Below are 12,050 nucleotides of genomic sequence, written 5' to 3' on the forward strand. Positions count from 1 at the left end.
GGTATCCCGGGTGTTTGCAGGATCTAGGTACGCCACAAAAACCTGTGGGAGCTGGCTTGCCAGCGATTGGGCCATCACGGCCGACATCCCCGGCGCCTGACCCACCGCCATCGCCAACAGGCTCCCACAGGGGCCTTGTGGCGATCCCGGTCAGTAACCCTGCCGTTCCCGGAACGGCCGGTCCTTGTGGTACTCGACCCATTCGACGGCATCGAACGGCAGGTAAAGCTGCTGCCTGGCGCGGGACACGGCGATGTACACCGCGCAGATCCGGTGGTCGAATTCGTCGGCGTCCCTGAATGGCTCGGTGGTGAGCAGCTCGGGCGTCAGCAGAACCCGGTCGAACTCCATGCCACCCGCCTCCTCCGCCCGCATCAGCAGACAGCGCTTGCCCGGGATGCCGGCCATCAGGTGAATGCGGTTCAGGTCGGCTACCGTCAGGCCCTTTTCCAGTCTGGCCTCGACCCACAGGAACGCCCCGTCGAACCGGTTGGCCTCACGCACCTGCCGCCAGTCGGGCAGATCGCTGAACGCCGGATGCAGCGCGCCTTCGCGCAATCCGCCGCCGTAGCGCTCCGACCTGAACAGCTCGATGGCCGACGTCATGAAGCCCGTCTGCGCCGCCGCGTCCGCAAAGCTGAACGGGCAGTTGGCGTCGAGCAGCTCCAGGGCCCACTTCATGGTGTCCCAGCGGGAGGCCGTCAACACTACGCAGCCTTCAGGCGGCACAAAGCCTTGCGGGTAATGCTCGATGCCGACATCGGCGTCGCGGGCGCCTTCAAAGGGCACCTTGCTCTTTTGCGAGTGCAGCAAGATCAACGGGTTGACCAGGCGCTCGACGCTGCGGCCAGAACGCACGGAGCAGTTGATGTCACTGCGGCGCACTTCACGCTTTCTTTTGACGATGTCGCGGCTGGCGTGCTGGTACTCATCCCCCAAAGTGATCAGCACCTGCCGGCCCCGCTCCAGCATCTGCAGCAGGGAGGCTGGAACGTCCTGGCTTTCGTCGATCAGCACATGCGTGTAACGGTCGGGCACCCGGCAGCCTGCGAGGCTCGCCCGCTTGATCAGCAGCAGCGCCTCGAAGCCGGTCTGGCCGGCCCACGCCGGATCGGCCTGCAGATAGCCCCACAGCCGACTCGAATACTCGAGCAGCACGTTGGCCTCCAGACCGGTCAACGGCGTCCTGAACACGGGGAAATGCCTGCTCGACAGGCTGCGATCCCGTGAGCCGCAGTAGGTTTCAACCACCTTGAGGCAAAGATCCAGAGTCGCCTGAACGTCACGGGCCTGAAAACCGAGGATGTTCAACGCTTCGCACAGCGCTTGCCGGCCCGGCCCTGCCGAGCGCTTACCCGCCGATCGGGAAACCGGCTCGTGCAACAGGTTGCGCGCAAACCCCTCGAAGGTGGCGCACGCGCTGCCCATCCGCCCCTGGCCAGCCCGCTCGCGCAGGGTCGCCAGCTTTTCGGCGGTGCGCGCCAGCACCAGCGTGGCGCCCGGCCGCAGGCACTCCATCAGGGCGCCCAGCACGTGGCTTTTGCCGATGCCGGCGTAGCCCTGCACGTGCAGGTCTTCGTCCAAGTTGGCGCGGAAGGTTCGAATCAGCTTGTCTTGCGCAGGGCTCAGCCAGCGCTCGCGGTGCCGGGGCGTCACCATCTGCTGGCTGAACGGATTGTTGGCGGTGAAATGGCGGATCTTGAACCCGGTATCCCATTGGCCGTCGGGCAGCAGGTAACGCTTCGCCGCCACCTCGTCGGCCGGCAGGAGGCGCAGTCCCAAGCCTTTGATGACGTTCAGGCCGAAGTACAGCTTGCGCGGGTCGAACAGCCGTTGCGCCTCCGCCAGCAAGCCCGCCCCGCCACCGGGCCGCGCCTCGACGGACCAGGCGATCAGCCTGGTCAGCACCGCTTCCGCCGCACTGGCGGTCAGCGCCTGCTGCGCCGCTTGCGCCAGGTTCTGGATGACCAGCACCGCCGCCAGCTCCGGATCCGTCAGGGTGCCGAGCAGGGTGGCGCCGTCCGCCTGCAGCAGCCCTGTGCAGGTGTCATCGGTGACCGGCAAGTACACGGGGCTGGACAGATCAACGTGTTCCGGGTGCATACGCCCTCGTCGCCGGCAGAAAACGGGTCACAGGGTCATTCATCGGCGACCCCGTCGTTGAGGTGAAGCTCGAAACGATAGTCGCCGAGGGTGCCCGACATGTTGCCGGGGCAGCCTCCCGGTGCCTCGTTGGCCTGGATGCGCTTCTGCAGCTCGTGGACGGCCAGGTCGAGCAGGCGGCTCAAGTCCTCGCCGCTGTGCGCAGCCACATGCAGTTGCAGGCTGAACGCACCGGCAGCCGGCTGCGGCGCCTCGTCGGCTGCGACGCCGGCGTCCGCTTCATGGCCGGCCGCGCCGCTGAGGATCGCGGCATGCTCTTCATCCATCAGGTCCAGCACCTGCGCCAGCTCCAGCGTCTCCTCGGGGTGCGACTGCATCCGCTCCTTGATCTCCAGGCGCCTGAACTGCCAGTCGCGGATCCTTTCTCGGATCAAGTCATCCATTTCGTCCGCTCCACTTTCTCGATGACAGGTGCTGGAGTATGCCACCCCCGTCCTCGACGCAGGCACGGGAACCTGATTGGAAATATTAACGCCACGATGGCGCCACCGCGGGCAGGCCCGCCTGCGCAAAGGATCGAGGCCAAACAGGCAAATCGCAGACACAAAAAAACCGCAGTGGGCGAAACCCATGCAGTTCGGTGTTGACGCGTTCGGTGTTCGTTAAGGTGGCAACCCTACCAGCCACACCCCGGCACACAATGTTCCCGCTGTGGCTGCTGCCTTCCGGCTCTGACCAGGTTCACGGGTAATCGTTGCGGGGGGACCGATAGGGTCACCATAACGACGCTCACCTGTCGGCGAGCCGCGCCATTGTACCTATCTGAGGCGAAGTTACAACCGCTGGTTGCAGAATAAAAACATGAAGAGGTTCAAGCACTTGCTATTGCGCCTGAAGCACTTCGTCCGCCCTGCCGCCCGCCTGCTGGGTCACCAGGTGGATGAAATGCAGCTTGGCGATGACCGCCGCCGGCAGCGCGAAGGGATAGAAATCCGGTTGGCCCATGCTGCGCGACAGTTCGTTGAGCATCCCCGCCAGCTCGATCCAGGCGTTGACGAACGAAAGGAACGCCGGCCCTTCGGGATGCTCCGGGTCATACAGCACGCTGGCCGGGAACGGCGGATAGTCCAGCTCCACCTCCCGCGCACTCATGCCGAAGCCCAGCGCGGTGTCGACGGCATCCATCATGTGCAGGTAGTGCGCCCAGGTTTCCGCCCAGTCTTCCCAAGGGTGCATGGTGGCGTAGGCGCTGACGTGGCTCTGCTGCCAGTCCGCCGGGGCGCCTTCCCGATAGTGCCGCTCCAATGCTTCGGCGTAGCTGGCCCGCTCGTCGCCGAACAGGTTGCGGAACGCCCCCAGCCAGGGCCCGTCGGCAATCAGCCGATCCCAGTAATAGTGCCCGACCTCATGACGGAAGTGCCCGAGCAGCGTGCGGTAGGGTTCGTGCATCGCCGCCCGCACCTGCTCGCGGTGGGCGTCGTCGGCTTCTTTGATGTCGAGGGTGATCAGGCCGTTGGCATGGCCGGTGACGGGCGCGTTGCCCTCGCGGTCGATGCCGATGAAGTCGAAGGCCAGGCCGGTGTCCTCATCCACGGTCTTGGGGATCACCGGCAGGCCGAGGCTGATCAGTTGCGCCACCAGCCGTCGTTTGGCGATCTCCACCTTGCGCCAGCGCTCGGGGTTCTGCGCATCGGACAAGTCCGGAACGGTGCGGTTGAGCCGGCAGGCAGCGCAAAGGACATCATCGCCGATGGCCGGCAGCAGCCAGTTGCAGGCGGCGGGCGTGTCGAGGTTGGCGCAGCGGCGGAACAGGCCGGCGTCCGGGGCCGCATCCAGCGTCCAGGTGCCCTGCTCCGGCCCCGGCTGCAGCGAGGTCAGCAGCGCCCGGCCCGGCTGGTAGCCGAGCACCGCATTGCAGGCCAGACATTGGCTGTTGCGGAAGAACAGCGACTGGCCGCAACGGCACGGCCAGACTTTGCTGCTGCGCGAAGGTTCGCCCGCGAACGGCGCGATGAGGCGGGAACCGAGCTGCTCGAAAAAGCGATACATGGCGATCTCTCCCTGGGGTTAGCCAAGACTAGATCATTGCGGCGCCTTGACCGTTCCCGCAGGGCATTCGATCAAACAGCGATACCGTGCCCCTTCAGGAACGCCACGAACGCCTCTTCGTCCAGCACCTTGAGCCCCAGCTCATTAGCCTTGATCAGCTTCGAGCCTGCGCCGGGGCCGGCGACCACGCAGTGGGTCTTGGCCGACACGGAGCCGGCCACCTTGGCGCCGAGGCTTTCGAGCTTTTCCTTGGCGATGTCGCGGCTCATCAGCTCCAGCGTGCCGGTCAGCACCCAGGTCTGGCCGGCCAGCGGCAGGCCTTCGACGACTTTCTTTTCGCTCTGCCAGTGCATGCCGAAATCGCGCAATTGTCGCTCGGCGGACTCGGCCAGCTGACGGTGCTCGGGCAACGCGAAGAACTCGCGAACCGAATTGGCCTGCTTCTCCGGCAATGCCTGACGCATGTCCAGCCAGTCGGCGTTCATCACCCCTTCGAGCGAACCGAACTTGTCCGCCAGCTTCTGCGCTCCGCCCGGGCCGACCGACGGAATGTGCAGTTTGTCGAGCAAACCGCCCAGCGTGGTGCTGGCGGCGAATTCCGCCCCCAGCTCGCCTTGGTCCTGAATCTGCAGGCCATGGCCCAGCAGTTCGCCGATCACCTGACGGTTGTGGTCGTCTTCGAAGAAGCTGTGGATTTCGTGCGCCACCTCCAGGCCGATGTCCGGCAGGTAGGTCAGCACCTGCGGCAAGGCCTGCTGCACGCGCTCAAGGGAACCCAGCGAACGCGCCAGCACCTTGGCCGTCTCCTCGCCGACGTCAGGGATGCCGAGCGCATAGATGAAGCGCGCCAGCCCCGGCTTCTTGCTGTCGTCGATGGCGGCCAGCAGCTTGTTGCTCGACACCTCGGCGAAGCCTTCCAGATCGACGATGTCGTCGAACTTGAGCGCGTAGAGATCGGCCGGCGAATTCACCAGCCCTTCATCCACCAACTGCTCGACGCTCTTGTCGCCCAGCCCTTCGATGTCCATGGCCCGACGGGACACGAAGTGGATGATCGCCTGCTTGAGCTGCGCCCCGCAGGCCAGACGGCCGACGCAGCGGTACACCGCGCCCTCGCTGACGGTTTCGCGGCCCTTGCTGCGCTTGACCAGTTGCGTGCGCTCGACATGGGAGCCGCAGACCGGACAGTTCTCGGGGATCTGCACCGGACGCGCATCGTGGGGCCGGCGCTCGGCGACGACCTGCACCACCTGCGGGATCACGTCGCCGGCGCGGCGGATGATCACGGTGTCGCCGATCATCAGGCCCAGGCGCGCCACTTCGTCCATGTTGTGCAGCGTGGCGTTGGCCACGGTGACGCCGGCGACCTTGACCGGTTTGAGGCGCGCCACCGGCGTGACGGCGCCGGTGCGGCCGACCTGGAATTCCACGTCGAGCAGTTCGGTGAGCTCTTCCATGGCCGGAAACTTGTGTGCGATGGCCCAGCGCGGCTCCCGTGCGCGGAAACCCAGCTCGCGTTGGTCGGCGATGCTGTTGACCTTGAACACCACGCCGTCGATCTCGTAGGCCAGCCCGTTGCGCCGCTCGCCGATGTCGCGGTAGTAGTCCAGGCACTGGTCGATGCCCTTGGCCAGTTTCAGCTCGTGGCTGATCGGCATGCCCCAGGCCTGGAGCTGCTTGAGATTGCCGATGTGGGTGTCGGCGATGTCGTGGGACACCTGGCCGATGCCGTAGCAGCAGAATTCCAGCGGGCGGTTGGCGGTGATCTTCGAGTCGAGCTGACGCAGGCTGCCGGCGGCGGCGTTGCGCGGGTTGGCGAAGGTCTTGCCGCCGCTCTCCAGCTGAGACTCGTTGAGGCGCTCGAAACCGGCCTTGGACATGAACACTTCGCCGCGCACTTCCAGGGTCGCCGGCCAGCCGCTGCCGTGCAGCTTCAGCGGGATGTTGCGCACGGTGCGCACGTTGACGCTGATGTCTTCGCCGGTGGTGCCGTCGCCACGGGTGGCGCCGCGCACCAGCAGGCCGTCCTGGTACAGCAGGCTGACGGCCAGGCCGTCGAGCTTCGGCTCGCAGCTGTACTCCACCGCCGCACCGCCGCCGAACAGGTCGCCGGCCGGCAGGTCCAGGCCTTCGGTCACCCGTCGGTCGAACTCGCGCATGTCGGTCTCTTCGAAGGCGTTGCCGAGGCTGAGCATCGGCACTTCATGGCGCACCTGGGTGAATGCCGTCAGCGCCACGCTGCCGACGCGCTGGGTCGGCGAGTCGCGGGTGACCAGCTCCGGGTGGGCCGCTTCCAGGGCCTTGAGCTCGTGGAACAGCCGGTCGTACTCGGCGTCCGGAATGCTCGGCTCGTCGAGGACGTGGTAACGGTAGTTGTGCTGATCGAGCTCGGCGCGCAGCTCTAGAATGCGGGTTTCGACGGCAGTCATGGGTGTTCTCTCATAAAGCAAAAGAGCAGCCGAAGCTGCTCAATCTGTTTTGCCGATTGCCCGGTGCATCGCAGGGCAACCTTTTGGATCAACGTTTCTGGGTCAGGGCGCGACGTTCGAACTCGACGATGCGCTGACGGTAGTGCTCGATGGTCTGCGCGGTCAGGACGCTGCGCTGGTCGTCTTTGAGCTCGCCGTTCAGTTCCTGGGACAGCTTGCGGGCGGCGGCCACCATCACGTCGAAGGCCTGTTTCGGATGACGCGGGCCCGGCAGGCCGAGGAAGAAGCTCACGGCCGGGGTGCTGAAATGGTCGATGTCGTCCAGATCGAAGATGCCCGGCTTGACCGCGTTGGCCATGGAGAACAGCACTTCGCCGTTGCCGGCCATGCTTTCGTGGCGGTGGAAGATGTCCATCTCGCCGAAGCGCAGGCCGCTTTCCAGGATGTTCTGCAACAGCGCAGGGCCCTTGAAGCCGGCCGGGTCGCGGCAGATCACGCTGATCACCAGCACTTCCTCGGCCTGCGGCTGATCCTTGTCGCCCACCGCCGGCGACGGTTTGGTGTCGGCGATGAAGTCGTCGTCACGGCTGCTGAAGCTCGGGCCGGCGTCCACGTCCAGGTCGAGGTCGCCCTGGGCCGGGCTGTTGCTGCCGCGCTTGCTGCGCTTGGAGCCGGACTCACGCGGCTCGCGCGGCTCACGGGCGGGCATGCTCACCGACGGCAAATCATGCTCGTCCAGCTGCGGTTCCTTGTGGGTTTCCAGCACGCGGGCCGGGCCCAGCAACTCGGCATTGCTGTCCTCGTCCGGCAGGTTGGACAGATTGCGGTCAAGACGGAATTTCAGTTTTCCCTTGCCGCCGCGCATGCGGCGCCAGCCATCGAAAAGAATACCGGCTATCACAATGATGCCGATGACGATCAGCCACTCGCGCAGACCGATTTCCATGTAATCCCGTGCCTCTATGAAAAATGCTGAAAAATAAGGGGTTTACATTGTGCAAACCGCTTTAAAACGTGGCGCCAACTCTATGTTCTGACAGGCGTTTTGCCCACGTATACGAAAAATTGACATTAAACTAGCACGACCAAAGGCAACTTTACACCGTCTGTCACATTGGCTTGCGCGTTTATGTCGATTGGCCAGCAAGTCGGAACCGGTTATGAAGTCCTACAGACCGAAAACACCTTTCCGACAACCCACCGGCTCAGGCATCCACCATCGCCATCGCCTCCTCGACATCCACCGCCACCAACCGCGAGCAACCGGGCTCGTGCATCGTCACCCCCATCAGCTGATCGGCCATTTCCATGGCGATCTTGTTGTGGGTGATATAGATGAACTGCACCGTCTGCGACATCTCTTTGACCAATCGTGCGTAGCGTCCAACGTTAGCGTCATCCAGTGGCGCGTCAACTTCATCGAGCATGCAGAACGGCGCCGGATTCAACTTGAAGATCGCAAAGACCAGTGCCAACGCGGTCAGGGCCTTTTCGCCGCCGGAGAGCAAATGGATGGTGCTGTTCTTCTTTCCTGGCGGCCGCGCCATGATCGTCACCCCTGTATCGAGTAGATCTTCGCCCGTCAGTTCCAAATACGCGCTGCCGCCACCGAAAACTTTCGGGAAAAGGGCCTGCAAACCGCCGTTGATCTGATCAAAGGTATCCTTGAAGCGGTTGCGGGTCTCCTTGTCGATCTTGCGGATGACGTTTTCCAGGGTCTCCAGCGCTTCCACCAGATCGGCGTCCTGGGCATCCAGATAACGTTTACGCTCGGATTGTTGCTGATATTCGTCGATCGCCGCGAGGTTGATCGCACCCAGGCGCTGAATGCGCGCGGCGATGCGTTCCAGTTCCTCTTCGGCGTCCTTCTCGTTGGCTTCGGCGCTCAGGGTATTGAGCACGCCGTGGAGGTCGTAGCCGTCGGCCAGCAGTTGCTCCTGCAGGGCCGTGCGGCGCACGGTCAGGGCTTGCCATTCCATGCGCTGCTGTTCGAGCTGGCCGCGGATCAGGTGCGATTGCTGCTCGGCCTGGGTGCGGCGCTTTTCCGCGTCGCGCAGTTCGCGGTCGGCGTCTTCCAGGGCGATCTGGGCGGTCTTGAGCTCTTCGTCGACGCTCATGCGCTTTTCGAGCAACTCTTCCAGCTTGAGGCGCAGCTCTTCCAGCGGCGCCTCGCCCTCCTCCAGGTTCAGGTTCAACTGCTCACGCTTTTCCGTGAGGCGCTCGGCCTGCATCTCCAGGCGCTCCAGCGCCTGCCGGGTGGAATCATGCTGGGCGCGCAACGACCCCAGGCGCACCGCCAGTTGATGGGCGTGATCCTTGTGCTGGCGGGCCTCCTGACGCACCCGGTCGAGCCGCTCGCGCAGGCTGTCGCGCTGGGCCAGCAGCAGTTCGCGCTGCTCGGTGTCCAGGGCCATGGCATCGAGGGCGTCCTGCAGCTGCATCCGCGATTCGCCGATGTGTTCGTGCTCCAGCGCCCGCTGCTCGTCGAGCTCGATCAGCTCTTCGTCCAGGCGGGTGCGGCGCAGGGTCAATTGTTCGATCTTGGCCTTGCCGGCGGATAGCTGAGCCTTGAGCTCGCCTTGCTGACGGGCCTCGTCCTGCAGCAGCCGGCGCAGATGCTCGCGGCCGTTCTCCTGCTGGCGCTGTTGCGCACGCAGGTTCTGCAGGCGGGTTTCCATGGCCTCGACCGTGGCTTCGCGCTCTTCGCGTTCGAGCTGCAGGTTGTCGATTTCCTGCCCCCGCGCCAACACGCCACTTTCGGCCTCGCTGGCACGGCGCACCCGCAGGAAATGCCGACCGACCCAGTAGCCGTCGCGGCTGATCGCGCTTTGCCCGGCGCCCAACTGAGCGCGCAGGGCCAGGGCCTGCTCCAGGCTGTCCACCGGTTTGACCTGGCCCAGCCACGGCGACAGATCGGCCTGCGCCTCGACCTTGTCCAGCAGGCTGCCCGGCATCCGGGCGCCGTCGCCGGCCGGGGTGAGCAGGCGCAGGTCGCCCTGCTCGAACCCGGACAGGTCCAAACCGGCGAAATCATCCACCAGCACCGCTTGCAGGTCGGCGCCGAGCACGGTTTCCACCGCCAGCTCCCAACCGGCTTCCACCTTCAGCCCTTCGACCAGACGCGGACGCTCGGCCAGGTGGTGCTCGCGCAGCCACTCGGCGGTGCCGGTGCCCGGATCGAGCGCCGCCTGCTGCAAGGCCTCCAGCGACGCCAGACGGCCGTTGAGCCGTTGCAGGTCGCCCTGGGCCTGCTGCTGGGCGGTCAACGCCTGTTGCAGGTCCTGGCGCAGCTGTTCGAGCTTCTCGACCTGCGCCTCTTCGCTGGTCTGCAGATCCTCGAGGGTCGCTTCGGATTCGGCGAGCTGCTCGCTCAATTCCATGATCGCCGCGTCTTCCGGATCGGCCGACAGCAGCGCCCGCTCCTCGCCAAGACGCTTCTGACGGTCGGCCAGACGTTCCAGGCTGGTTTCGAGCTGCTGGATCCGCGCCTGCTGCACCTCGGCCTGACGCCGGGGCTCGGCGGACGCCAGGTTGAAGGTGTCCCACTGCTCCTGCCAGCCGTGCATGGTCAGCTCGGCTTCTTCCAGGGCCGCGGCGGATTCCTCGGCGGCGGCGCTGGTGACTTCCTGCTCGGGGGTGAGCATGTCCAGCTCTTCGGCCAGGGTCAGCAGCAGCGTGCGGTCGTGGCCCAGGTGCGATTCGGTTTCAAGCCTTGCGCGCTCGGCCTCTTTCAGGTCGTCCTGCAACTGGCGCAGGCGCTGCTGGCCGTGCTGGATGCTCTGCTCGACCCGGGCGATGTCGCCGCCGACCGAATAGAAGCGCCCCTGCACCAGATTGAAGCGCTCGGACAGGTCATGGTGACCGTCGCGCAGGCGTTCGATGGCCGCATCGGCGTTGCGCTGCTCGGCGACCAGCGCCTCGAAACTGACTTCCTGGCTGCCGATCACCGATTCGCGCTGGCCGACCTGATCGTTCAGGTCCTGCCAGCGCAGGGCCGACAGTTGCGCCTTGAGCTGACGCTCTTCGGCCTTGTATTCCTGATACTTCTCGGCGGACTGGGCCTGGCGGTGCAGGCGTTCGAGCTGGCGCTCGAGCTCTTCGCGCAGGTCGGTCAGGCGGGCGAGGTTCTCGTGGGTGCGGCGGATGCGGTTTTCCGTCTCGCGCCGGCGCTCCTTGTACTTGGAGATCCCCGCCGCCTCTTCGATGAAGTTGCGCAGGTCTTCTGGCTTGGCCTCGATCAGCTTGGAGATCATCCCCTGCTCGATGATCGAGTAGCTGCGCGGGCCGAGGCCGGTGCCGAGGAAAATGTCGGTGATGTCCTTGCGGCGGCACTTGGCGCCGTTGAGGTAATAGCTGTTCTGGCTGTCGCGGGTGACTTTGCGGCGGATCGAGATCTCGGCGTAGGCCGCGTACTCGCCGACCAGCGTGCCGTCGGCGTTGTCGAACACCAGTTCGATGCTGGCCTGGCTCACCGGCTTGCGGCTGGTCGAACCGTTGAAGATGACGTCGGTCATCGACTCGCCGCGCAGGTTCTTGGCCGAGCTCTCGCCCATGACCCAGCGCACGGCGTCGATGATGTTCGACTTGCCGCAGCCGTTCGGCCCGACCACCGCCGCCATGTTGCTGGGGAAGTTGACCGTGGTCGGATCGACGAAGGACTTGAACCCCGCCAGTTTGATGCACTTGAGCCGCAAGGTCAGGCCGCCGTCAGGGCAGACACCACCAGATCGCAGCTGCGCTGGGCGTACGCCGTCAGCACGATGCGGATCTGCGGCAGGTCACGGGCGAGCACCGCGGCCAGCAGGCGTTCGAACAGTTCGAGGAACTCGCTCATCTCGGCCTTGCGCTGCTCCAGCGCCAGGAAGTAGGCGCGGCTCATGGCCGGCTGCAGGTTCTCGACGGTTTCCTGCAGGTACGGGTTGTCGGCGAACGGGTAGGCGGCGCGCATCACGCTGAAGCTGTCGTCGACGAAGGAGCGGATGTCCTGGCGCGCGTAGCTGGCGGCCAGGCGCTGCTGGATCTGCACGAACGGCGCCATGTCGGCCTGCACCTGCCAGCCGTTGGCCACCGAGTTGCCGAGCAGGATGTACAGCTCGCTCATCAGCGTGCACAGGCTGCGCACCTTGTGTGCGGTCAGCTCGGTCACGTGGGCACCCCGGCGCGGCAGGATCGCGATCAGGTGGCGGCGTTCGAGGATCAGCAAGGCTTCGCGGACCGAACCGCGGCTGACGTTGAGCGCCTGCGTGACCTTCTGTTCCTGGATGCGCTCTCCCGGCTTCATTTCGCCGCGGATGATCCGTTCGGCGAGGTGGTGAGCGATTTGCTCGGCGAGGCTGTCCGGCGCCTTGAACGTCATGGTTGTCCTTCAAACTCTTCGATCTGCACAAGCGGCGCAGTGTAGCGCAATTGAGGGGGTGTGGCGGAGTGCCCACTCGGCGGTTTTTGGCACGAATCCCGCAAAAAAGCGGG

At 65.2% G+C, this 12,050-nt stretch carries 7 protein-coding genes and 1 other RNA gene; all 8 read right to left on the reverse strand.

The window, feature by feature from the left end:
- Positions 1 to 150: 150 nt before the first annotated feature.
- The 8 genes from CAG31_RS00780 to CAG31_RS00815 all read right to left on the reverse strand — a co-directional run bounded on the left by CAG31_RS00780 (position 151) and on the right by CAG31_RS00815 (position 11,937).
- Entirely contained in the window at positions 151 to 2,103 is a 1,953-nt protein-coding gene (locus CAG31_RS00780) for a hypothetical protein (RefSeq protein WP_085577574.1), read from the reverse strand.
- Positions 2,104 to 2,138: 35 nt separating this feature from the next.
- Complete coding sequence (locus CAG31_RS00785; protein ID WP_085577575.1) at positions 2,139 to 2,546, reverse strand: hypothetical protein; 408 nt, start codon at positions 2,544 to 2,546, stop codon at positions 2,139 to 2,141.
- Positions 2,547 to 2,777: 231 nt separating this feature from the next.
- Positions 2,778 to 2,874: signal recognition particle sRNA small type (ffs, locus tag CAG31_RS00790), an RNA gene on the reverse strand.
- A 111-nt stretch (positions 2,875 to 2,985) separates the two neighbouring features.
- Positions 2,986 to 4,152, reverse strand: coding sequence for a putative zinc-binding metallopeptidase (locus tag CAG31_RS00795; RefSeq protein ID WP_085577576.1), 1,167 nt, complete (start codon positions 4,150 to 4,152; stop codon positions 2,986 to 2,988).
- A 71-nt stretch (positions 4,153 to 4,223) separates the two neighbouring features.
- Entirely contained in the window at positions 4,224 to 6,581 is a 2,358-nt protein-coding gene (gene ligA, locus CAG31_RS00800; RefSeq protein WP_085577577.1) for an NAD-dependent DNA ligase LigA, read from the reverse strand.
- Positions 6,582 to 6,669: 88 nt separating this feature from the next.
- On the reverse strand, positions 6,670 to 7,527 hold the full coding sequence (gene zipA, locus CAG31_RS00805) for a cell division protein ZipA (protein WP_085577578.1): 858 nt from the start codon (positions 7,525 to 7,527) through the stop codon (positions 6,670 to 6,672).
- Between the two features lie 259 nt (positions 7,528 to 7,786).
- Positions 7,787 to 11,275, reverse strand: a complete 3,489-nt coding sequence (smc, locus tag CAG31_RS00810; protein ID WP_085577579.1) for a chromosome segregation protein SMC — start codon at positions 11,273 to 11,275, stop codon at positions 7,787 to 7,789.
- 2 nt (positions 11,276 to 11,277) lie between these two features.
- Positions 11,278 to 11,937 (reverse strand): GntR family transcriptional regulator, encoded by a 660-nt coding sequence (locus CAG31_RS00815; RefSeq protein WP_085577580.1) that lies wholly within the window; start codon positions 11,935 to 11,937, stop codon positions 11,278 to 11,280.
- Positions 11,938 to 12,050: the final 113 nt, after the last annotated feature.

Origin of the sequence: Pseudomonas sp. R25(2017), from assembly GCF_002112565.1 — a bacterium.
Lineage (GTDB): Bacteria > Pseudomonadota > Gammaproteobacteria > Pseudomonadales > Pseudomonadaceae > Aquipseudomonas > Aquipseudomonas ekonensis.